Origin of the sequence: Shewanella sp. SM20 (assembly GCF_025654545.1) — a bacterium.
In the GTDB taxonomy this organism is placed as follows: Bacteria; Pseudomonadota; Gammaproteobacteria; order Enterobacterales; family Shewanellaceae; genus Shewanella; species Shewanella oncorhynchi.
This window is the reverse complement of record NZ_JAKKRK010000056.1, coordinates 1-22,879: the sequence shown is the minus strand read 5'-3', so window position 1 is coordinate 22,879 and position 22,879 is coordinate 1. Positions and strand designations below refer to the sequence as shown.

The 22,879-nt window shown below is 43.7% G+C and carries 16 protein-coding genes and 1 pseudogene; 6 read left to right on the top strand and 11 right to left on the bottom strand.

What is annotated here, in order from left to right; translation table 11 throughout:
- Positions 1-92: 92 nt before the first annotated feature.
- The 4 genes from galK to cutA all read right to left on the bottom strand — a co-directional run bounded on the left by galK (position 93) and on the right by cutA (position 5,526).
- Positions 93-1,238 (bottom strand): galactokinase, encoded by a 1,146-nt coding sequence (gene galK / locus L5M18_RS19160; protein ID WP_263198254.1) that lies wholly within the window; start codon positions 1,236-1,238, stop codon positions 93-95.
- Between the two features lie 295 nt (positions 1,239-1,533).
- The gene (locus tag L5M18_RS19155) at positions 1,534-3,189 is read right to left on the bottom strand and encodes a cation:proton antiporter family protein (protein WP_263198252.1); all 1,656 of its coding nucleotides are present in this window, start codon (positions 3,187-3,189) and stop codon (positions 1,534-1,536) included.
- A gap of 181 nt (positions 3,190-3,370) precedes the next feature.
- Positions 3,371-5,206, bottom strand: coding sequence for a protein-disulfide reductase DsbD (locus L5M18_RS19150; RefSeq protein ID WP_263198248.1), 1,836 nt, complete (start codon positions 5,204-5,206; stop codon positions 3,371-3,373).
- Positions 5,203-5,526 (bottom strand): divalent-cation tolerance protein CutA, encoded by a 324-nt coding sequence (cutA, locus tag L5M18_RS19145; RefSeq protein ID WP_113940010.1) that lies wholly within the window; start codon positions 5,524-5,526, stop codon positions 5,203-5,205. Before cutA ends, L5M18_RS19150 begins: the two co-directional genes overlap by 4 nt.
- Before the next feature lie 225 nt (positions 5,527-5,751).
- Between cutA and L5M18_RS19140 the strand changes: the two genes are divergently transcribed.
- Positions 5,752-6,348: an FxsA family protein gene (locus L5M18_RS19140; RefSeq protein WP_105251362.1), complete on the top strand. Its 597-nt coding sequence runs from the start codon at positions 5,752-5,754 to the stop codon at positions 6,346-6,348.
- 270 nt (positions 6,349-6,618) lie between these two features.
- Here L5M18_RS19140 and L5M18_RS19135 read toward each other — a convergent pair whose 3' ends face one another.
- From L5M18_RS19135 to L5M18_RS19125, 3 genes are all read right to left on the bottom strand, one after another.
- Entirely contained in the window at positions 6,619-7,605 is a 987-nt protein-coding gene (locus L5M18_RS19135) for a DUF3187 family protein (RefSeq protein WP_263198246.1), read from the bottom strand.
- Positions 7,606-8,300: 695 nt separating this feature from the next.
- A complete protein-coding gene (locus tag L5M18_RS19130) occupies positions 8,301-11,387 on the bottom strand; it encodes an efflux RND transporter permease subunit (RefSeq protein WP_263198245.1) in 3,087 nt (1,028 codons plus the stop codon).
- 3 nt (positions 11,388-11,390) lie between these two features.
- A complete protein-coding gene (locus L5M18_RS19125) occupies positions 11,391-12,473 on the bottom strand; it encodes an efflux RND transporter periplasmic adaptor subunit (protein WP_263180422.1) in 1,083 nt (360 codons plus the stop codon).
- A gap of 128 nt (positions 12,474-12,601) precedes the next feature.
- On the opposite strand from L5M18_RS19125, the gene L5M18_RS19120 reads away from it, so the two are divergent.
- A complete protein-coding gene (locus L5M18_RS19120) occupies positions 12,602-13,591 on the top strand; it encodes a LysR family transcriptional regulator (protein ID WP_263198263.1) in 990 nt (329 codons plus the stop codon).
- Position 13,592: 1 nt separating this feature from the next.
- Here the strand turns inward: L5M18_RS19120 and L5M18_RS19115 are convergent, their stop codons facing one another.
- Positions 13,593-14,960 (bottom strand): MATE family efflux transporter, encoded by a 1,368-nt coding sequence (locus L5M18_RS19115; protein ID WP_263180421.1) that lies wholly within the window; start codon positions 14,958-14,960, stop codon positions 13,593-13,595.
- Between the two features lie 224 nt (positions 14,961-15,184).
- Here L5M18_RS19115 and L5M18_RS19110 point away from each other — a divergent pair, with 224 nt between their 5' ends.
- The 4 genes from L5M18_RS19110 (at position 15,185) to L5M18_RS19095 (ending at position 19,116) form a co-directional block, all read left to right on the top strand.
- Complete coding sequence (locus L5M18_RS19110) at positions 15,185-15,475, top strand: co-chaperone GroES (RefSeq protein WP_006086113.1); 291 nt, start codon at positions 15,185-15,187, stop codon at positions 15,473-15,475.
- Between the two features lie 57 nt (positions 15,476-15,532).
- Positions 15,533-17,170: a chaperonin GroEL gene (groL, locus tag L5M18_RS19105; RefSeq protein WP_011847850.1), complete on the top strand. Its 1,638-nt coding sequence runs from the start codon at positions 15,533-15,535 to the stop codon at positions 17,168-17,170.
- 404 nt (positions 17,171-17,574) lie between these two features.
- Positions 17,575-17,811, top strand: a complete 237-nt coding sequence (gene hipB, locus L5M18_RS19100) for a type II toxin-antitoxin system antitoxin HipB (protein WP_259523426.1) — start codon at positions 17,575-17,577, stop codon at positions 17,809-17,811.
- Between the two features lie 3 nt (positions 17,812-17,814).
- Positions 17,815-19,116, top strand: a complete 1,302-nt coding sequence (locus L5M18_RS19095) for a HipA domain-containing protein (protein WP_263198244.1) — start codon at positions 17,815-17,817, stop codon at positions 19,114-19,116.
- 511 nt (positions 19,117-19,627) lie between these two features.
- Here the strand turns inward: L5M18_RS19095 and L5M18_RS19090 are convergent.
- From L5M18_RS19090 to L5M18_RS19080, 3 genes and pseudogenes are all read right to left on the bottom strand, one after another.
- Entirely contained in the window at positions 19,628-20,500 is an 873-nt protein-coding gene (locus L5M18_RS19090; RefSeq protein WP_263198242.1) for a hypothetical protein, read from the bottom strand.
- Positions 20,501-22,615 carry a pentapeptide repeat-containing protein gene (locus L5M18_RS19085; protein WP_263198241.1) on the bottom strand — a complete coding sequence of 705 codons (2,115 nt, stop codon included), beginning with the start codon at positions 22,613-22,615 and terminating at the stop codon, positions 20,501-20,503.
- 32 nt (positions 22,616-22,647) lie between these two features.
- Positions 22,648-22,879, bottom strand: a pseudogene (locus L5M18_RS19080) (IS4 family transposase); the annotation flags it as partial.

Sequence of the window (22,879 nt, the reverse complement as noted above, 5' to 3'; positions counted from 1 at the left end):
ATTCGTATGTTATCGACGGCGTAGTCACTCTATTCGGTTGTCTTTGGTTTAAGTGCGGCTAAGTGCTTGTTCTAGCAAATTGCCTGTTCTGGCTAGTTATCGATGCGCCCTGCGCCAGCGCTGGCGGAACATAAATACACTGTGGCATCGATGGCGGTTTTTTCGAAGAATTCATGTTCAACGGCGGCAACAACAGCGTCAGTCAGTTCATGGTCGACTAAGGCGACCACGCAGCCGTCGGTCATGCGGATGCCACCACGTTCGCCGATCACTTGGCTAACAATTTCAACTAAAGTATCAAATTCGGGCAGTGTGACTTCAAAATCATCACGCAGTGAAGCATGGGATTCAGCCATTAAACGACTGAATTTTTGGATGTTATTTTGCTCTAGGGCGCGAGCAGCATTTTGAGTTCTTTGGTTCTCAGTGACTATGTGTTTCGCTCGGCGGTATAACACTTCATCTAAATCGGCCTTTGCGCTTTCTAGTTGGCGTAAATCGAGGTGACGCAGTGCATCTAAGCCAAAGTACTCTGCCGCTTGTGCACACTCAGTGCGACGTTGCTCATTGGTCGCGGCTAAGCGTTTTTTCTCGATATGGGCATCTATGATGATAAGGCTTAGGTTTTCTGGAATGGGAATGGCTTCGCTATCGAGATCTAAGCAGTCAATCAGGAGTGCATGGTCTTGTTCACCCATGGCGCTGCACATTTGATCCATGATGCCACAGGCCGACTCAACATACCTGTGCTCACCGCGCTGTGCGAGTTGCGCCACCGCCATTGGGGATAAATGCAGTTGGCTGGTATCACTAATGGCTGTACCGAAGGCGACAACGAGTGCGCCCGAAGATGAAAGACCTGCGGCAAGTGGCACATCGCCCACAATGGCTAAGTCTAAGCCCTTGGCTAATAAGCCAGTTTGCGCCATAGCTGCAGTAAAACCTTTGAGGTAATTCACCCAGCCATCTTGCGGGTCCATGTCGTTTTCTTGGCCGAAAACCCACTCTTTAATTTGTCCGGGAAACGCATCGGCGACGGCTCGAAACTTAGTGTCGTCACGGCGTTTTACCGCAATGACTGTATGAAAATTAATGGCTGCCGGGAGTACAAAACCGTCGTTGTAATCCGTGTATTCACCGATCAGATTGACGCGCCCTGGGGCTTGATATAAATCATCGGCTTTAGTGCCAAAGGTTTGGACAAATAACTTAGTGGCGCGTTGCGCAGGGTTTGACATGCTGTAAAAAATTCCAAAAAAGCTGAGCTAATTTCGTTACCGTCATCGATTTATATCACGACTGAGTCAGTGATGTAACTGAGATTTTTTGCTGAAATGGCGATAGGCTGCAATGAGTAAATCGATACTGGGATGAGGAGACAAAATAGCGTATTGAGTGTTTTATCTAGTTAATTGATTTGTAAAGATTAGTCAGCATTTAGTTGGATGCCGCACAAACTGGCAGAGGATGTTACTGCTCGTTTGTGCGACCTGTTATGGCGTGATTTTAATTTAATGCAGCATTAGCAGGCACTTAACTACGTGGCTCCACATTAAGTTTAGGATCAGGCACTTGTACTGTATCTTCCGCTTGAACCGTGTTTTTCTCTGAGTCTTGCAACAGCTCGTAAATCACATGATCCACAAAACCGGCACCAGCGGCTTCGTACAGGTTGTACACACTGTGTACCCCCGATTCTCGAAGCGCCGCTGCATCGTCACTGTACTGCACAATTGCGCTGATTTTGCCTTGATAATTCAGTTTTTTTAGTTGCTCAACTGCAAACATATTTCCCGCGTGGTGCGGCATGGCTAGCAGTACCAGTTCAAGATTAGGTGCTCTGTCGAGTTTCTCCCAAAAGTCGGTATCTGAGGCGTCACCTTGCACTACATTGCGACCCTTTGCTTTATGTAAGTCGACTAAGTCTTGCTTGTGTTCAATACCGAGAATTTCCCCATCAAACTGTTCTCTGAGTTCATCATAGGCACCGCTACCAATACGGCCCATGCCTAAGATTAAAAAGCGTGGATTACCAATGGCGATGGGTCTGTCTTCTGGGTGTAACGGGCGTTTTTCGAGCTTGATTAAACGCTGCTGGAATCGCTGGTAGATATTACCGACGGTGGCGTTAAGTGGCGCGGCGAGTAAAAAACTAAAACTTAATGCCACGGCGATGATCACTAGCCACTCGGGAGGTAACCAACCTTTATAGGTGGCTACTGCGGCGACGATCAAACCGAATTCACTGAAGTTACCTAGGTTAAATGAGCCCAACATAGAGGTACGTGAACGCAGCTTAAAGCGGGTAAGAATGTAAACAAACAGCAGAATTTTGAGTGGCACTAACAACACCAATAGCGCCGCGAGTACGATATCCGATACCGTAGGTAAGCCATTGAGCCCTATGGTTAAGAAGAAGGCAACGAGGAAGAGTTCTTTAAAATAGAACAGGGATTTTGCCAGCTCGGAGGATTTTTTGTGGCCCGCCAACAAGATACCGATAATCAGTGCGCCGAGATCGGGTTTTAAGCCAACAGATTCAAATAACCAAGCGCCAACCACGAGTGCCATGACTAGGCCGAAGAGCACTAAGAGTTCACCGTGGCCGACACGGTCGAACGCTTTATAGATGAGTGGTTTAGCCAGTGGCAGTAAGAGTAATGCAAAGGCCCATACCGAAGGTACATCGCCTTTAGAAATGGTTAAAAACAGTACGGCGAAGATATCCTGCATAATCAAGATACCAATAGCGACCCGGCCGTAGAGGGATTGCACGTCTCCTTTATCTTCTAACACTTTGACCGCAAATACGGTGCTGGAGAAGCTTAACGCGAAGGCAATTAACGTCAGTTGCTCAAGGTTAAGACTCGTGAGTTGGCTTAAACCTAGTAAGCCGAAGAGTTTCAGAATCGGCACAAAAATCACTATCGAGAGCACTAAGTGCACACTCGAACCCGCCCATACTTCGGCCTTGAACAGGCTACGAATATCGAGTTTTAACCCTATGGCGAATAACAGTAAAGTGACGCCTAGGCTGGCGAGTTCTTGCAGTAATGGCAGGCTTTCTTTATCTATTCCTAAGATGAACAGTACAAAGCCTGCCACTAAGTAGCCGATGAGCGGAGGGAGTCCTATACGGCTGACGAGCATGCCGCAGATGAGTGTAATAATGAGGATGCCTGGTTCCATGATGCTCCAATCTAAAAAGTCTAAAATTGTAAGTGATTGTATAAGAAATCTATGACACTTGGATAAAAAAGCGGACTTTTAATTAAAAAAGTCCGCTTTTTATTGGTGTTGCGGTAAATACACTTGGCTGTTAAAACACGCGCGAACTAAATCACTCCGCTGGTCTAAGCCTAAATCGTCACTATTTCACGAGATGATCTAAATGGGTTGCAAAATCTTTGGGGCCCATAAAACCAGTCACGCGTAAATCTTCCCTTTGCTCACCTTGTTCGTTAAACATCAACAGCGTGGGCAAACCGAGCACATTGTATTTTTCGAGTAAGGCCACATCGACCTTGTCACTCTTAGTCACATCCGCTTGTAGCAGTACGATTTTATTCATGCGGGCTAACACGTCGGCATCTTTAAAGGTGATGGCTTCGAACTCTTTACAGGCAACACACCAATCGGCGTACAGATCGAGCATCACAGGCTTACCTTGGGCGGTAGCGGCTGCAATTTCTTGCTCAAGATCTTCAATGGATTTAATGCGTTTAAAGCCATGGACTTCTTCGGTCGTCGCCGCAGTGCCTACGGAATTGTTATTAAAACCAAAGTGTCCCATCACAGCTTGGAATCCGTAGGAGAAGCTCGCCAGTAGCGCCAGCGTTAATAGCACTGAACGTACAGTTTGTTTCCAGTTAAATTCACTGAGTTTGTTCTGATGCATCAAGTAGCCAGTGAAGCTTACGCCCCATAGTGACCAAAGCACATCGGATACTACGCCTGTCCAAATACGGCCAAGCATCACGATAGATACAGCGATCAGCAGGAATCCGAAGATAGTCTTGATGATATCCATCCAAGCGCCGGCTCTTGGTAATAATTTACCGCCTGAGGTGCCGATAATCAGTAGTGGTAATCCCATACCCATGCTGAGTACATACAGGGCTAAGAAACCTTGGAGTAAGTCGCCGGTTTGGGCCACATAAACGAGTGCACCCGACAGCGGCGCGGTAGTACAAGGTGATGCGACAAGGCCAGAAATCACGCCCATTAAGAACACGCCAACTAAGTTGCCGCCTTTTTGATTATTCGAGACTGAGTTCATCTTCTCCTGCCAGCTCGATGGCAGTTTCAAATCGTATAGGCCAAACATAGATAAGCTGAGCACAAAGAACAAAATCGCGAGTACGACTAATACGGCAGGATGTTGTAATGCCGCTTGGTATTTTAGTCCAGCCGATGCAACCACTAATCCTAAGATAGAGTAAGTGATTGCCATGCCTTGGACATAAGCCATGGACAAGGTAAAGGCTTTTGCGGTTGAGAGCTTTTGCCCTTGGCCGACAATAATACCCGACAAAATCGGATACATAGGAAATACGCAGGGCGTTAATGCCAGACCGACACCTAGACCAAAGAAGATCACTAAAGTCCAAATTAAGCTGTCGTTTGACAGCATTTGGCTCAGGGTATCTTGCTGAGTAATGGGTTGCGTATTGGCTTTATCGGCAGTGCTTGGCTCAGTGCTGGTTTGCTCAGTCGTCGTGGTTGATTCGGCGCCTACAATTAAGCCATCGTTGGCTGCAATCGCCTTTAAAACGACTTCATGCTTGGTCGGTGGATAACACAATTTACCTTCGGCACAACCCATAAAGGTCACTGTGAGCGTGGCATTTTCATCGGCCTGTTTTAAACCAACGGGAATATCGACATAGGTATAATAGACTTCTTGCTTACCAAAATACTCATCTTCATGGGGCTTTCCCTTTGGTAGAGCGACCGTGCCTAACTCGGCACCATTGACGCTAAATTTAAGCTTGTCGCGGTACATATAGTAACCGTCGGCAATCACCCAATTGAGTTTGACCTGATTACCTTCTTGCTTGGAATCGAAGGCAAATGCTTGATCGACAGGCATCAATTCAGGCTCACCCTTCATGAAGTCGAATTTGTTACCGAAAACCCCTTCACTATGAGCTAAGGGCGCAAGAAGCAATATAGAAGTGAAAATAAGGCTGAGTAGTTTTTTCATGGCTGAGTGTTGTCTTTTATCCAATCTAAGTAGGCTGGTAGCCCGTGGGTCACAGGCACGGCAATAATTTCGGGTACTTGATAAGGGTGAAGCCTAAGCACAAGTTGTTCTAACTCTGTATATCGACTTTGTAAACATTTAATCTGTAAGCTAAATTCTTGCTCTTCACAGATTTTTCCTTCCCAAGCATAAATTGAACGTATCGGGGCGGAAATCTGAACACAAGCGGCAATACGCGACTCAATTAAAGCTCGAGCCAAAGTATTGGCTTGTACTTCATCGGGGCAGGTAGTGCTAACCACTAAATACTGATGCTGCATAGTGTTAGGTATCGTCTCTTAAGAATCTTAAAGTTCGCTTAAGCCAACTCCGTTAGGCTACTTTACGTGTTTTAATGGTCTCATACATTAGCGGGTTAACAAAAGGGTGAGCTAAATATCAGTGTTTTGCTCCCTTACTTCGTCCTAATGGTTATCCTGACTTGAATTAAGACCGGATAACCCCCATTTAGTTTACAGAGATAGTCAGATAAACCTGAGGTCGGTATGTTTTTCATTATTTTTTTACTCTTTGTGCTGATCCCAGTAATAGAGCTGTCGGTGCTGATCCGTGTGGGTGAAGTGCTTGGCACTTGGACTACCATAGGTTTAGTGCTGTTTACCGCCGTGCTCGGGGTCTCTCTGGTTCGCAGCCAAGGCTTAAATACCTTAATGCAAGTACAACAAAAACTCGCCCGCGGTGAAGCACCGGGGCAAGAAATTGTCGAAGGCATGATGTTAGCTATGGCGGGCATCTTGCTCGTGATCCCCGGTTTTGTGACCGATGCCATTGGCCTATTATTCTTGACGCCATTAACCCGTCGCCCCATTGCTGCCTTGCTGTTCAAACGCATGCAGTTACGGGTTGTTGCCGGTTTACAGGGCACAATGCACGGTGGCTTTCAAGCGGGCCAAGGTCCCTTTGGGCCTAAGCCACAGGACCCATTTGGCCAAGCGCCATTTGATGATAGTGTGAAAAAAGACGGTAATGTGTTTGAGGGAGACTTTGAACATAAAGTCGATCCAAGTGATATCAAACCCGCTAGCCATCAACTCTCTGATAAAGCGCAGGACAAAGAACAGGATAAAGATCCTAAGCCTTAGTCTTGTATTAGTCGCCTGTTGCGTTAGTTTGTTATTGGATTAACTCATTTGATTATCGCGTTTATTCGCTTGAGTTTTCTCCCTAATATGCCTTAGATACCAGTGGCCCACTGAATCAATCTGACCTGTGCCGCTGGTTCACATCCCCCGTAATAGCCATTTCACTCATAAAAAACTCCAATCCTAATAACCCGCTCACTCAGCATAAGAGTGAACATGATATTAGAGAAAAGCTTTTGGATCACATTCATTCGATAAAGTAAGGTATTTTTAAATCATGACTCTGTACCCAAGAGAAAAAGCAATATCAGTGCTGTTGTCCATGTTGAGTAGGTTTTCGATTATAGTGAATTCAATTGCACTGTTATTCAGATAATACCTATAGCCTAGAAATACTTCGTGAGAAGGTTTTGAAAAGTCATTATCTGTTTTGAGTAAACCTTCATAATGATGTAATTCAATAAGCCAACCATGGCGTCCCATTAAATACTCATAACCTAAAGATAACATTACAGCATGGTCTTTATAGTCTATTCCAGATAGACTTTCATCATTTTGTCTAAAACTTATACCTGTTGTGGAGTAAAAATGATGCATTCCAGATGTATAGCTATAATTCAGCTGTAATGCTTGTTCAAAACGGTTATCTACAAATGGGCCAGAATTAACATGGTTGTAATATAAGCTGCCACCAATTGATAGACCATAATTATCCTCACTAAGCAATTGATATTCTAGATAGAAATTTAGGGAATTCGTTAGCGTATCGCCAGAAAGATCAGGTTGATTTATACCATTCTTTGAAAATATTTGGTTTTTGTCTTTGATTGTATTGTCGCGGCCATTTTGACCCACACCAAATGCATCATGAAACCAGATAGTGACCGAGTCAAGATGGTTATCCCCACTAAAACTCCACTTATAATTAGTATCAAACATCAATTTTTCAGTGAGTTGCCACTTTATTCCGCCATTAAGAGAATTATGATAATAGTCAGCATAGTAATCGTCAGTTTCAGCCCATACACTTGCTACTGTTGCAGATCCGTATATCTCTTTTTTCCCTTCAGGCAGTGCAAATCCTGAACGAAGTAGAGGCGTTAAGCTACCCGCATGTGTAGGTGATTGGGCATGCACACGAAGTGGCCCATAATGACTATAATTGATATTTTCTGCGAAAGTACTCGGTAAAAATATTACCGTATAAATTAGATGTGCTCTAATAGTCACAAATAAAATTTTCTTTGCATATTTCATCGAAAACTCTTTTTTAGCTAATCTCTATTAAAAGCAATGTTTTGTAGTGAGGCTGATGTTATGTATAAATGACTTAAATTTTGTCTGTTTGAAGCAATAAAGTTTTTGATTAGACAGATTTCTAATTGATTTTAGAATTAAAAACTACAAAAAACATACCATAATAATACAAGTGCAAGCCAGAATGACCTACAGATAAACGGGATTGTAGTGAGTATTAGTAAAGTGCTAATAACTGCCAGTAATATAGTCTGTTTACTCATTGTCTGGACGCTATCAAAGCGTAATTTCATGATGTTTCTCAAACACAAATTAGTATTTCAACAAAGTAATAACATTATTTATGTTGTTAGTTATAGGTGTTGGTATTACAGATGACATTGCAAGTGAATAATTAGCACTAAATATACCGCTGCCATTTACTCGTGTAAATGTGTGTAACTGGTAATTGTCCTTTATTAGCGGTGAAAATATGGAACTGATAGTTCATTTTTTTAATTAATATATTTATTTATCAGTCATATTAGTTATCGTAATTAAAGACCAATCTCAGTTTGCCAAACTTGTTTATCTAATGGATGTGCTTGTTTAAATTGTCCCTCAAACCGCAATAGATCAAAAATGAAATGGCCAGCCAGCCACGAATGACTGACCGGCCGCGCCGGGAAGCGTTTTTGGATAAAATGCGGAGCAGGTTAGCTGGGTGATTGACCTCCTGTTGCCGTCGCTTTGATATTGAATACTAGGCTGTACATCACTGGCAGTACGATGAGCGTCAGCAGAGAAGCGAAGCCTAGACCGAAAATAATTGTAATCGCCATAGAACCGAAAAACGCGTCGGGGATCAGCGGTATCATCCCGAGCATAGTGGTTATCGCGGCCATCATCACTGGACGAACACGGCTGACACAGGAGTCGATTAAGGCAAAATAGGCTGGTTTACCTTCACTGAGCTCGAGGTTGATCTGATCGACCAAGACAATACCGTTTTTAATCACCATGCCCGACAAACTCAGTAATCCGAGTAGTGCCATAAAGCTGAAGGGCGCATCGAACAACAAGAGTCCCGCTGAAACCCCAATCAAGGCCAGTGGCACAGTAAACCAGATCACTAAGGGCTGACGCACTGAGTTGAACAAGAATACGGTAATCAAAAACATCGCCAGATAACCTAAGGGAATTGAGCTAAATACCGACGCTTGTGCTTCACCTGCGGTTTCAAATTCACCGCCCCATTCCAAGCGGTAACCCGCGGGCAGGCTGATCGCTTCGACCTTGTCTTTGATTTTGCGCAGTACAGAATCGGCGGTTTCATTGCTACCAAGCTTAGGATCGGCCATCACAGCGAGCATGCGCATGCGATCGCGGCGCATCACCAGTGGATTTTCCCACTCAGTGTTGAAGCTACTGACTACTTGGGTGGCGGGCACAAAGGTATTGTGTTCGCTGCTCCAAATTTGCAGCTTCCACAGGCTGTCCGCTTGCAAACGTTCTTCGGCGGGCGCTCTGGCGACGATGGGCAGCAAGTGGCTGGTTTCTCGGTATAAACCAATTTGCTTACCGCTAAAGTTAACCAATAGGGCATTGTCGAGATCTTGCTTACTGATCCCTGTTTCGCGCGCTTGGGCATTTTCCAGTTGCGGACGGATCAGGGGCACCTGATTACGCCAGTTGTGACGTATGCCATCCATGCTTGGTTCGGCGTGGAAAATCGCCTCGGCTTGGGCACCTAAAGCGCGCAGCACTTCTGGGTTATCACCGTAAAAGCGTGCCTCAATTTTGGCGGCGGGCGAAGGGCCGTTCTCCATGTTTTTTAAACGATATTGTGCCTGCGGGAAACGTTGATTTAACAAGGTTTCTAATTCTGGCATATAGGCTTTAACTGCGTCTAAATCCTGCATTTCTACAATCAACTGGGCAAAGGCGGGATAGCCTTTTTCTGGCTGATAGGGCAGTACGAAGCGCTGCGAACCTTGGCCAATAACGGTTGTTAAGTGTTTTAGCCCAACGTCTTTTTGCTCGTCCAGCGTAAGCATTAACTTCTCGATATCAGCGGTAAAACGCTCGGTCGCCTTGATGTCAGTCCCCTCTGGCATCCAGATATCCACAAAGAAAATCGGCGTGTTAGAAGCCGGAAAAAACACATTCTTGATATGGCCAAAGCCCACCACAGCGCTGAAAAGCATAGCGATAACCAGCAGTATGCTCACCAGCCTAAAGCGCAGTGCCACAATCAAGCTTGTGCGATATAAGCTGAAGAACCAGCCCTTGTAGGGGTCTTGGGCTTCTTCATCGCTCGGCGCATCTTTAAATAACAGATGACAGAAAAACGGCGTGAGTGTGATGGCGGTGATCCAGCTGATAAACAGTGAAATCATCAACACTTGGAATAAAGAACGGCAGAACTCACCGGCGGCATTTTGCGATAAGCCAATGGGGGCAAAGGCAATAATGGCAATCACAGTCGCGCCCAATAGCGGCCACTGGGTTTGGGACACTATCTGTTTGGCCGCTTCTAAACGGGTCTTACCGCGACGGATACCAATTAAAATGCCTTCAGTAACGACAATGGCGTTATCGACCAACATACCAAGGGCAATAATGAGTGCGCCGAGGGAGATGAGCTGTAGATCAATCCCGAGCACTTTCATCACGATAAAAGTGCCTAGAATCGTCAGCAGTAAGATCAGGCCCATCAACAGGCCTGAGCGCAATCCCATAAACAGCAGAAGCACGGCGATCACTATGGCAATGGATTCCATTAGGTTGATTAAGAAGCCGTTAACTGTCTCATCTACCGCCTGGCTTTGATTATAAACCGTCGCTAAATTCATGCCGATTGGGCGTTGTGATTCAAGCTTGGCTAAACGGTCACTGACCTTTTGCCCGATTTCGACTACATTCACACCGCTAGAGAAAGAAATCCCCAGCGATAACGCAGCTTCACCTTTATTGTGATAAAGCACGTTAGGGGTTTCGTCATAATCCCTTTCAATATTGGCAATGTCGCCAAGGTAAATCAGCTCAGAACTACCCGGAGGGCTGACGATCAAACGCGCGAGATCCTGCACATTGCTAAATTCGCCGGTGGGATGAATGCGGATACGGTTATCGCCAATCACTAGGCTGCCCGCGTTAGAGACGACGTTTTGATTGTTCACTAAACCATAGATATAGCTCTGATCTAACCCCAGTGCCGACAGCTTTTGCTGGGAGATTTCAATCACGACTTGCTCGGTGACGTTGCCAGCAACAGAAACCTTTTTTACTCCAGGTACTAGCACTAGCTCGCGGCGCAGATAGTCGGCGTAATTGCTCAACTCGCGGTTGCTGTAATCAGGTCCCGAAAGGTTAAATAAAATGCCATACACATCGCCAAAGTCGTCCATCACCTGTGGCGTTGCTGTGCCCGGCGGCAAGTTTCCCGCAGCATCATTGACTTTACGACGCACTTCATCCCATACCTGCGGTAGGCTGGTTTTATCGTAGCTTTCTTTAATCTCGATTTGGATTTGTGATAAACCCGCACTATTAATTGAAGTCACATGCTTAATGGCGTCGAGTTGCTGCAGGGCATCTTCGAGCGGTAATGTCACTTCTTCTTCAACTTGCTCAGGCGATGCACCGGGATAAGCCGTGATCACTAAAGCTTCTTTAATGGTAAATTCGGGGAATTCTAGTTGCCCCAAACCGGTAAAACTGACGCTACCACCCACGAGTAGTAGCAACACAAACATCCAACTGATGACTTTGTGGCGTATCGAATACTCTGCAATGTTCATCAATTACACCCCACGCTGCCAGCGTAGTGGTTTGACTTTCATGCCATCGGATAATTGAGACACTCCAGCGCTGACGATGAGATCGCCCTTGTTGACGCCCGTTAAAATCTCAACACCTTGATTACTCACGCGTCCTAGCGTCACCATCGTCGGTTTTACTTCACCCGATTGCGCTTGATAAATCCACACTTGCACTTGGCCATCTTGGTCGCGCTTATCGATAGCGGTCACTGGCACTACCGTTGACGAAAGGGCACTAGGATCTTTGACTAAGGCTAAGGTCAACTCGGCACTCATTCCTGGAAGTAACTGAATATCTTGAGGTTGAGGTAACGAAAACACCACTTCATAGGCTTGGGTGCCCGGCGTGACTTGAGTCGAGTATTCTTTAAATTTGGCATCGAAACTTTGCTCGGGGAAGGCACTAAAACGCACCTTAGCTGTAAAATGAGCTTGATCGGTATATTGCTTCAAACCCGCCGCCATCGACTCGGGAACTTGAATGCTAATATCGAGCAAGTTATTGTTCTGTAATGTTAATACCCCTTGGTTTGCTTGCACTATTTGGTGGTTATCCACCAAACGTTTGGCGACCGTACCGCTAAAAGGTGCCGTTAAACGGGTGTAACTCAGTTGATCGCGTGCAGCGGCTAAGGCGGCGGTGGCCGATTTGAGTTGCGCTTGAGTGCTATCAAACTCAGATTGTGAAATCAGCTTGCGATTGAGTAGCTCGACTTTACGTTTAAAGTCAGCGGCTAACAGTTCATGCTCCGCCTCACGGGTCATTAAATTATTGTGGGCGTCCCTGTCATCAAGTTTTGCGAGTAAGCTACCTTGAGTGACTCTTTGCCCTTCAACTAATGCCAATTCTGTTAATTGTCCTGAAATGCGGAACGATAATTCTGCGCGACTATTGGCGGCAACGCGGGCTGGAAATGTTCTGAAATCTCCGTCTTCTACATTGAGTACTTCAAACAGTTTAACCGGACGAATTGTTGCCACTTGCACTGAACTTTCCGCAGGCGAACAACCACTGATCAGGGCTGGAAGCAGCATTGTCAGCGGCAAGAGTCGATATGATTTCATGGTGGATATTTCCTAGTTAACAAATTGTCAGCATTTCTGGGCGCGAAGATACCAGCTAAATTAGTTGCAATAAACGGGATACTTTGGGATTATCAGTCCCACATAATGAGATTGAACTTAAGGTCAAAATGAAGACAGAGGACTTAGCGTTATTCCACCGAATTGCTGAAACCGGTAGTTTGATTGAAGCGGCGGATTTACTTAACTTACCTAAATCGACTGTGAGTCGACGTTTGCAAGCCTTGGAAGATGAGCTGAACATTAAATTGTTCCACCGTCAGAGCCGCTCTATGACGCTCACTTCTGCGGGCAGCCATTTTTACCAGCGCTCGCAGAATATTTTGGCTCAGCTCGACGAAACCCTATTCGAAATGACCAATGACGATGCTGAGATCAGCGGGCATTTGCGTATTCAAATGTTCCCCATCCACAGCATGAAAATCTTGATGCAAGCCATTTTCCGCTTTATGGATATGCACCCTAAACTCACCTTAGAAGTCATCAGCAGTTCAGAATCCGTTGATATGGTGAAACATAATCTCGATGTGGCCTTTGTCGTCGAGCCTGCGTTGGATACCTTAGATTTAGTAGTGCGGCCGATTTTTACCACTGACTTACGTTTTTACGCCAGTCCGCAATATTTAGCTGCATACGGTACACCTAAAACACCGAAAGAGATTGAAGCACATAATGTGTCTATGTTCCGTTTATCCAATGGCAAAATTTTTAATGAGTTATTTATCGGTTCAGAACAAGAGGTGAGAGTCAGAGGTAATTTCTGCTCCAACAGTATTGAAGTGGCGGTTGAGTTTGGATTGCAAGGACGCGGCATAGTGTATGCGCCTGCTGAAGTCGTGGATGAATATGTACAAAGCGGTGAGTTAGTTACTTTGTTACCTGAAATCCAACCCCACCAAGGCGAGTGTTTCTTAGCTTATCCATCAAGACGTTACGTGAGTTTAGCCTGTCGACGCTTTATCGACTATATCATGCAAGAGCTAGTGCCAAATGGCGTGCCGATCAACATGAGCGAGCAAGGCCCACGTCGATCCTGCAAAGCCTCTACGGGAGCGTTTTCAGACGACGTGTTGCGCTTTCCCGTTAAAAAATCAAGCTAGTTTACCCCTCGCTAATGGCGTTTGCGGTCGTGATCTTTGTGGGCTCACAGATCCGCTGCGCCAGCCAATAACAGGCAATTCCCATCAAAATATTGGTCACAGGTAGCGCGAGCAGCAGGCCTTTAACGTCACCTATATACGATCCCAAGGCTGCTAGCGGCAGCATGAGCAGTACTAAGCGGCACAGATTGATGACTAATGAACTCATAGGCCTGTGGTAGGCATTGAGCGAGGTCGCGACAATAATCACTATACCCAAAGGTCCGTAGGCGCAGGGCAGCACTAAGATATAAAAACTAAGCCATTCGATAACCTGCGGATCGGTACTGAATAAATGCGCGATAGGCTCGGCTAAAAAGATCAGTGGGATATAGAGTAAGGTTTGGAAAATAAAGATAAATTTTATCGATAATAGTAGGGCTTCTTTCGCTCTGTGTGGCTGTCCTGCCCCTAAGTTTTGCGCAATAAAGGGCATTAAACTCGACGACAGTGCCATCACTACTATTAATAGCACTGACTCTAACCGAGTACCGGCACCAAAGGCTGCCACGGCGCTGTGATCGATATGCGCCAACATGGCCATAATAATGGCATTGGCTAGTGGATTGATTAAATTCATCAAGGCGGCGGGTTGTGCTATATGGGCTAATTTGCTCCAGTTCGCGCGCATTCTGTCTATGTCAAAGGCGGCCCATTCGAGCATTTTGCGCCTGACAATCAACAAATATCCCGACAAAGATAAGGCAATCAACCAAGCGAACAGGGTTGCAATTGCGGCGCCTTGGATTTCTAAACGTGGAAATGGCCCAACACCAAAAATCAGTAACGGATCGAGGATAAGATTGATGAGTGCCGCCAGCGCCATGATCATCGCCGGCGAGCGGGTGTCGCCAGTGGAACGTAAGCCTTGATTGCCTACCATCAACAATACCAGCAGCGGTGCGCTGACATACCAGTAAATCATATAGTCGTGGATCAGCGGCAAGCTGTCATCGTTTGCCCCGAGTAAGCGAAACAATGGCGTAATAAAAATGCTACCCAGTGCGGCTAAACTGGCGATCAAGACAAAGGTGAGCAATAAGGCATCATGCAAGAACACTTTGGCCTTGTGGGCATTACCCGAACCGATAAGTCGGCCTAAATTGGTCGAGACACCAGCGCCAATACCAATGGCGATGCTCGAGATCACTAAGGTCACCGGAAAGGTAAAACTGATGGCGGCTAAGGCTTCAGTGCCCAATTGGCTGATAAAAAAAGTGTCAGCGAGGCTGAAACCTAGAATGGTCATAATGCCAATTAAGTTGGGGAGGCTCATGTTGAGCAGTACACGACCAATTGGCGCGGTGAGCAGCCCGTGTCTGTCTTTCATGGAAAAATAGTGCCTTGTTAGCGAGCGGAGGCGAGATTCTAGCAGGATTGTGTGGACTTGAAAAAACCGACATCAAAAAATTGAAGTTTTTTTTGTAAATGCCCTTGGATCTCGACACTGTCAGCCCCATATCTCAGACAGCAAAAGAGCAGACTAAGGTGTCTGTTTTTTTAATCACAAATAGGCTCGATTGTAGGGCATCAAATCATTAGGAGAGTTCATAGATGAATATTCGTCCATTACATGACCGCGTAATCGTTAAGCGTCTAGAAGTTGAATCAACATCAGCGGGTGGCATAGTACTGACCGGTAGCGCCGCTGAAAAATCAACTCGCGGTGAAATCCTTGCTGTGGGCAATGGCCGTATTTTAGAAAATGGCACAGTTAAGCCACTGGATGTCAAAGTGGGTGACGTGGTGATCTTCAACGAAGGTTACGGCGTTAAGAAAGAAAAAATCGACGGTCAAGAAGTCTTGATCCTGTCGGAAGCTGACCTGATGGCAGTAGTGGGTTAATCCTCAGCATCAATTCGACATTCCAATTAATCATTAAAAATTTAAAGGATAATCAAGATGGCAGCTAAAGAAGTTGTATTTGGTAATGACGCTCGCGTAAGAATGCTGGCTGGCGTAAACATTCTCGCAAACGCAGTTAAAGTGACCTTAGGCCCTAAAGGCCGTAACGTGGTATTAGACAAGAGCTTCGGCTCACCACTGATCACTAAAGACGGTGTGTCTGTTGCCAAAGAAATCGAGTTAGAAGACAAATTCGAAAACATGGGCGCGCAAATGGTGAAAGAAGTTGCTTCTAAAGCCAACGACGCCGCCGGTGATGGTACTACTACTGCAACTGTACTGGCTCAAGCTATTGTAGTTGAAGGCTTAAAAGCCGTTGCAGCCGGTATGAACCCAATGGATCTGAAGCGCGGAATCGATAAAGCCGTGATCGCTGCCGTTGCTGAATTAAAAGCCTTATCACAACCTTGTGCAGATTCAAAAGCGATTGCCCAAGTTGCGACTATCTCTGCAAACTCTGACGAATCTATCGGCGAAATCATCGCAACTGCGATGGAAAAAGTTGGCAAAGAAGGCGTGATCACAGTTGAAGAAGGCCAAGCGTTAGAAAACGAATTGGACGTAGTAGAAGGTATGCAGTTTGACCGTGGCTACCTGTCTCCATACTTCATCAACAAGCCAGAAACCGGCAGCGTTGAGTTAGATCACCCATTCGTACTGTTAGTAGACAAGAAAATCTCTAACATTCGCGAACTGTTACCTATCCTTGAAGGTCTGGCAAAAACCGGTAAGCCACTGCTTATCGTTGCTGAAGACGTTGAAGGCGAAGCATTAGCAACATTAGTTGTGAACAACATGCGCGGTATCGTGAAAGTGGCTGCCGTTAAAGCACCTGGCTTTGGCGATCGTCGTAAGGCAATGCTGCAAGACGTAGCAATCCTGACTGGCGGTACTGTAATTGCTGAAGAAATCGGCCTAGAGCTTGAAAAAGCAACGTTGGAAGATTTAGGTACAGCTAAGCGTGTTGTGATCACTAAAGACAACACCACCATCATCGATGGTAACGGTGAGCAAACACAAATTGCTGCTCGTGTAAGCCAAATCAAACAACAAGTTGAAGAATCAACTTCTGACTACGACAAAGAAAAACTGCAAGAGCGTATGGCTAAACTAGCTGGCGGCGTAGCAGTGATTAAAGTTGGCGCAGCGACTGAAGTTGAAATGAAAGAGAAAAAAGCCCGCGTTGAAGATGCTCTGCATGCAACTCGCGCTGCGGTAGAAGAAGGCGTGGTTCCTGGCGGCGGTGTTGCTCTGGTTCGCGTAGCTTCTAAGATCGCTGAAGTAGAAGTATTAAACGAAGACCAAAAACACGGTGTGGTTATCGCACTGCGTGCAATGGAAGCGCCACTACGTCAAATCGCCACTAACGCGGGTGAAGAAGCGTCAGTTGTTGCTAACACAGTGAAGAACGGCAGCGGTAACTTTGGTTACAACGCTGGCAACGACACTTACGGCGACATGTTAGAAATGGGTATCCTTGACCCAACTAAAGTGACCCGTTGTGCATTGCAATTCGCTGCGTCAATCGCAGGTCTGATGATCACTACAGAAGCTATGGTTGCTGAAATTCCACAAAATGCTAGCCAAGATATGGGCGGTATGGGTGGGATGGGCGGAATGGGCGGCATGATGTAATCTTACTGGTCTAAATCGGTGATAACTGCGTTGCTTCACCACTCGTTTAAGAAAGCTAAACGTCGTGGTAAAGCGCCTTGTTCTAACTCGATTTATCCTACGTAAGATACTTTGCTGGTCTGGAGCCTAAAAGCCTCAAACTAAAGTTCTTGTAAAAGAAAAACCCCGATACTGGAAACAGTGTCGGGGTTTTGTTTTTGGTCTGGCAACTTGGGGAAATATTGGGTGTACTTAGCTACACTTTTTGGGATTTAAGCACTGAAATGACCATAAAGTGTAACATTGTACACTTTTTGATGACTTGTCATTTTCAATCATCCAAAAGTGTAGTTCTGTACACTTTTATATTGAATGGGGCTGGTTTTAGAGCTAAGGTGTATGAAGTTACACTTTTGGAGATGATGATGGTATCACCGCTAAATCAACAATCCCTCGGCTTGTTAATTAAAGAGCGAAGGAAAAGTGCTGCTCTTACTCAAGACGTGGCAGCCATGCTGTGCGGCGTAACCAAAAAAACGCTGATCCGAGTTGAAAAAGGTGAGGATGTTTATATCTCAACCGTATTCAAAATTCTTGATGGTCTAGGGATTGATATCGTTTCGGTTCAAACCAGCGACACCGAAACTAACGGCTGGTATTAACCTATGAGTACTTCCAAAAAGCTCACGTTAGAGATGCACCTCGGTGATTTAATTATCGGGGAGTTATCCTTTGATGCGACGACCGACACCTTTGCGGTGGATTACACCAAAGACTGGCAACAAAGTGGATTCCCACTATCCCCAACAATTCCCTTAGATGGCACAGGAAGAAGCAGTCAGATATCGATGTTTTTGGTTAACTTATTACCGGAAAACAAAGGATTAGATTATCTAATTGAATCTCTTGGCGTCTCCAAGGGAAATACGTTTGCCTTGATCCGTGCAATTGGTCTGGATACCGCAGGTGCTGTTGCTTTTGTTCCTAAAGGGGCTTTGCTGCCTGAAACACAATTACGGCCAATTAAGGCTGAAGAAGTTATTCAGCGAATTGAAGATCCCACAATGTGGCCTATGGAAATTTGGGACGGCAAACCTCGACTGTCGGTAGCGGGTGTACAACCTAAATTAAACCTGTTTTATAACGGTGAAGAATTTGCATTTGCCGAAGGCGCGCTTTCATCAACCCATATTGTTAAATTCGAAAAATATCGCCATTTAGTGCTCAATGAATTTATGACGATGCGCCTAGCTAAGGCGATTGGAATGAATGTGGCTAATGTTGATATCGTTCATTTTGGCCATTACAAAGTACTCTGTGTCGAACGCTTTGACCGACGTTATATGCCAAATGAGCAAAGGGTATTAAGAAGGCATATTGTCGATAGCTGCCAAGCACTTGGTTTTAGTGTTAGCAAAAAATATGAACGTAATTTTGGTTCAGGGCGTGATGTTAAAGGTATTCGTGAAGGGGTAAGTTTTAACAGGCTCTTTAGTCTTGCTGCAACATGCCGTAATCCAGTGGCTGCTAAGCAAGACATTTTGCAATGGGCGCTGTTCAATTTACTGGCCGGTAATGCCGATGCACACGGTAAAAACTACTCATTTTTTATGACGCCAAGCGGAATGGAGCCAACTCCTTGGTACGATTTGGTCAGCGTGGCTATGTATGAAGATTTTGAACAACAGCTTGCTATGGCAATCGATGACGAATTTGATCCAAATAGTATTTACGCGTATCAATTGGCCGCATTTATTGATGGCTTAGGTTTACCAAGAAATCTATTAATCAGTAACTTAACGACAATAGCGCGAAGAATACCGCAGGCAATAACTGAGGTGGTTTCAATGCTCCCGGCTCTCGATGAGAGTGAAACATCATTTGTGGCTCATTACAAAGCGCAGTTGCTGGCGAGATGTGAGCGTTACCTTAGTTTTGCCGCCGAGGTCAGGGATGTCGAAGTGTAGCTCTAGCTACATCTTATCACCCAGCGGTAATTTCGTAGGGAAGGGGGCACTCCTGTCACCTTCGTTTTATTTGTTAATTTATAGAGTTGGGCATATCCCATAATTCTTGATTGCTTTTAAAGGCAAAATCAAAGTCGTGGGGCTTCACCCCCTGATTTTTAATTAAGAGTCGACCAAAAGGGGAAAAGCGCCTGTTCCCCTTTTGGAAATCCCCCAGCGTCCCTAGCGAAGTTACATGCATTGGTTAGTGGCTTCGTGCTTATTCGAAAATCGCTAACGCTTCCGATGGTACATCCTGTACCCCGAAAGCTAGCTCGGCATCCATGCCTCGCTCACGCGCTTTTCTTCAACGCCCTTCAGCAACTTCGCAGGTGAAGGCGAACTTCTGTAGCCTTGGCGTCGGCTGTTAATCTCAAAAGAGATATGCTTGTTCCATCTTTGTCAGTATCCGATCTTTGACTGCAACACCTTTTAGAAAATTTAACAATGGGTGTCTAGTTAAATTTTATATTTATTGAGCCTCATCTAATATCCTCTTAAGCACAAAAGGCGTTATATCAGAGATTCTAGAGTCTTTTATAAAATAATAGTTTGAAATATATATGATATTATTTATATTTATTGGGATTTGTAATCCTTTGTTTAATATAGTAAGTAGTAACTTTGTTCTGTTAAGACGATAAAAATTTTTACCAACACTATCAGATGACAGTATTTCTTTTAAATTACTGTTTAATTCATTTCCAGTTCTTAGTCTAAGTTTATTTCTCAACATTGGAGCCCATTCATTATTTTTATAATGTCGATGAGCAAGTTGTTCAAATAAACTCATTATTCCCCACTCTGAAGTCTCCAGGCTTGCAAATATTCCATTAAAAGCACGGAATAAATCGTCATGTTTATTCCAGTCGTCTTTGCATTTATATCTAAGGTCATGCTCAACTTCATGCCAACCTTCAGATAAAATTGTCCTAAACTGTACTTCAAATGTGGTATCAATTAATGAATTATTTTTTATTGTTTGACAATCTCTAATAATGCTGTCAGGTAATTTGAATATATAATTACATCTTGTGGCGGAAAATAATGATGAGTCTGGAGTGTCTACCTCTTTAGATAGGCACTGATACATTTTTTGCAAAGCTCTTTGAGAAATTTTTAGGTCGTCAGGAAAGTAAAGAATTACTCTTATTCCAAATAAGTCTTGGATTTTCTTTCCCTGATTTGAATAGTAATCAATGCCTTTTGATGAAATTTTGTCATTTATAGACTTTTCTGTTTTAGTTCGTGAAAAAACTCTAAATAATAGTCCCAATCTATCTAGTTCATTTTCAATGCTGTAGTGCAGTTTTTTTGCTAATGATTGGTCATAGTTACCATTCATTTATGCTCTCCCTAAAAGTGTTTTTATATCACCAATCATATCTATGTTAATCTCTAGGAATGAACGTTTTTCTGGTGTTAACAAAAATTCTTTTATTTTTAATTTATCTATTGAGTTAAGTATATCTAGATGGTTAAAATATTTATTGTTAGTGCAAATTGCTCCAATGGCTCTGTGTTTGTAAAAGGTTTGGCTTCCTCTTGGATAAAATCTTTCGAGTACGTATATGTCGCAATCTGTGAATTCTTCATTTTCAACTGAGAGATTATCCTTGTTTTCTGGAACCAAACTTATTAAGTCGTTATCGGAGCTGCAACCAGCAAAATATACTTCTCTTTCGTTATTAACTGCTGACGGGACTAGTTTGCAGTTGTAGAAATCACAATTTATGAATGTGGAATTATATATTTCTTTTAAATGGAAGTTGCAGTTGGTGAACTTGCAGTTTATAAATGTAGAGTTTTTTATATATGACGATTCTGCAAATTTTATATTTTCAATATGTAAATCTTCAATATTTTCTCCATCTAAGTTCATTAGCATGTTCTCAGTTAGTAGATAGTTATATCTGACTTTGTCATACCCATTCATGAACTCTAAAACAAATTTTAGTGATTCCCATAATAACTCTTTTTCTTCTTTAGTTCTCGGCAAGTATGAAATAATTGCAGGCTCTATAAACCGTTTGTCACCATCCCATTCCATAGATGTATTATCAATGATATTATCTGCACAAAAGTTACCAAGTACAAATTCGTTTACGAAACCAATTCCTTGAGATTCTTTACCATTCCGATCTAGTAAGGCGTGGCTAGTTAATTTATTTACTAGCTCATCGGTTGTAGGTCTTGTTTCGGCGGGATAGTATTTTCTTGTGTTTTCTATTAACACTTGGTTATTTTCAAGAATTAAATTATAGATATAATCTCTTGCTTCACTTGTATAATCAAACTCAATCATGTCATCTGCGATACTTCTTAAAATTTTGTATTGTTCTTTCGGTTCCATTATCAAATCTTGTCTAATTCTTTCTCTTTCCATCATTGAGCTGAAGTATTTGTCAACTAGTTTTGTAGATTGTTTAGTTACCTCTTCAAACTCATCATCGCTGATGCATCTTAAAAATGATAGCAAAACTGGATTTGATATATTTTCAATTGGGAATCCAGAGTTTTTTAATCTTTCTAGTCTGTTTTCAGAAAGCCAATCTTCAACTTGGGGTTCATTAATTCTTATTCTAACAACATCGAAATCATTCTCATGGTTTTGTATCCATTGATGAAAGTCATCACCATCAAATATTGCTGTCCTTCTTGTTGTTAAAACAACTTTTGCTCTAGCAATCAGAAGTTCGCTAATAGTCTCCAGCATAGGTTCTGTCGATTCGTAGTTTTTTTCGTCATCTGTAACTGATTCGTGTAATAGTTCATCAAATCCATCGAGTACAACTGGTACTTTTCCACTTTTAATTTCACCTCTTACAAGTGAAGATGACAATAGGGGGAAGCTTCTATCTATTTCATCTAATAAAACATATCGAAAAATTTTTGCCTGTCTGTTTCGAGATAATTCTGAAAATAATGGAATTGAGTATGGTTTTTTGTGTACTATTTCTTTTATTAACTCATATGCAGAGCATGTTTTTCCAAATCCTGCTGCTGCTTCAACAAGAAATAATATTGGTTTATCTTCATCAAGTCTGTCTAATATCTCGTTTATTACTGTTGAATCCCCCGGCCTATTGTTGACTAAATATTGGGTTTTTATATATGAATAGGCAGCTCGTTCAGAATGTATTTTAACCAGGGCGTTAGTAAATTCGTTATAATCTCTTATAAGCCTTTCTCTCGTTGCTTCTAAATTAAAGAAACCGCTAAAAAGTGCTGTGTGAACCTCTTCAATTGAGTTGTATCTTTTTATTTGGCAGGCGTAGCCTAGCTCCGTGTATTCGGTGAAAATAGTTGAAGTGTTAACGTTGTTATTTAATGGTATTATGTCTGCGTTGTGATAATGTCCAGTTCTAATGGAAAAAACTGCTACATCTTCATTTTTGTTTAATTGTTCAGAGAAACCATATCTTTCGTAAGCTTGTCTTAATAGTTTTTTGGTTATCATATTGAATCCAAATTGAGTGCTGAAGGATCCCCTCATAAATCAGCCATAGCATAGCCATATTTGAGCAACTGATTGGCGAATAATACCCAGGCCGCCAGCAATTCTTTCTCCGTGATTTGATAATCAGGCCGCCTGAGTACCTCCAATCCCAAGCGAATCGTTGAGAGTACCGTTCGATGCCCAATGGTATTGGCCTGAAAATGCTTATCCCAGCCCTGTTGCTGTGCGTGTAAACCAACTAGCCACAACAGGCATTGAACCATC

What these genes read in the sequence shown, in the direction of transcription:
- L5M18_RS19110 (WP_006086113.1), top strand. Translation starts at nt 15,185, where the DNA reads ATGAATATTCGTCCATTACATGACCGCGTAATCGTTAAGCGTCTAGAA.
- galK (WP_263198254.1), bottom strand. Translation starts at nt 1,238, where the DNA reads ATGTCAAACCCTGCGCAACGCGCCACTAAGTTATTTGTCCAAACCTTT.
- L5M18_RS19095 (WP_263198244.1), top strand. Translation starts at nt 17,815, where the DNA reads ATGAGTACTTCCAAAAAGCTCACGTTAGAGATGCACCTCGGTGATTTA.
- L5M18_RS19155 (WP_263198252.1), bottom strand. Translation starts at nt 3,189, where the DNA reads ATGGAACCAGGCATCCTCATTATTACACTCATCTGCGGCATGCTCGTC.
- L5M18_RS19130 (WP_263198245.1), bottom strand. Translation starts at nt 11,387, where the DNA reads ATGAACATTGCAGAGTATTCGATACGCCACAAAGTCATCAGTTGGATG.
- L5M18_RS19090 (WP_263198242.1), bottom strand. Translation starts at nt 20,500, where the DNA reads ATGAATGGTAACTATGACCAATCATTAGCAAAAAAACTGCACTACAGC.
- L5M18_RS19135 (WP_263198246.1), bottom strand. Translation starts at nt 7,605, where the DNA reads ATGAAATATGCAAAGAAAATTTTATTTGTGACTATTAGAGCACATCTA.
- L5M18_RS19140 (WP_105251362.1), top strand. Translation starts at nt 5,752, where the DNA reads ATGTTTTTCATTATTTTTTTACTCTTTGTGCTGATCCCAGTAATAGAG.
- cutA (WP_113940010.1), bottom strand. Translation starts at nt 5,526, where the DNA reads ATGCAGCATCAGTATTTAGTGGTTAGCACTACCTGCCCCGATGAAGTA.
- groL (WP_011847850.1), top strand. Translation starts at nt 15,533, where the DNA reads ATGGCAGCTAAAGAAGTTGTATTTGGTAATGACGCTCGCGTAAGAATG.
- L5M18_RS19085 (WP_263198241.1), bottom strand. Translation starts at nt 22,615, where the DNA reads ATGATAACCAAAAAACTATTAAGACAAGCTTACGAAAGATATGGTTTC.
- L5M18_RS19120 (WP_263198263.1), top strand. Translation starts at nt 12,602, where the DNA reads ATGAAGACAGAGGACTTAGCGTTATTCCACCGAATTGCTGAAACCGGT.
- L5M18_RS19150 (WP_263198248.1), bottom strand. Translation starts at nt 5,206, where the DNA reads ATGAAAAAACTACTCAGCCTTATTTTCACTTCTATATTGCTTCTTGCG.
- L5M18_RS19125 (WP_263180422.1), bottom strand. Translation starts at nt 12,473, where the DNA reads ATGAAATCATATCGACTCTTGCCGCTGACAATGCTGCTTCCAGCCCTG.
- L5M18_RS19115 (WP_263180421.1), bottom strand. Translation starts at nt 14,960, where the DNA reads ATGAAAGACAGACACGGGCTGCTCACCGCGCCAATTGGTCGTGTACTG.
- hipB (WP_259523426.1), top strand. Translation starts at nt 17,575, where the DNA reads ATGGTATCACCGCTAAATCAACAATCCCTCGGCTTGTTAATTAAAGAG.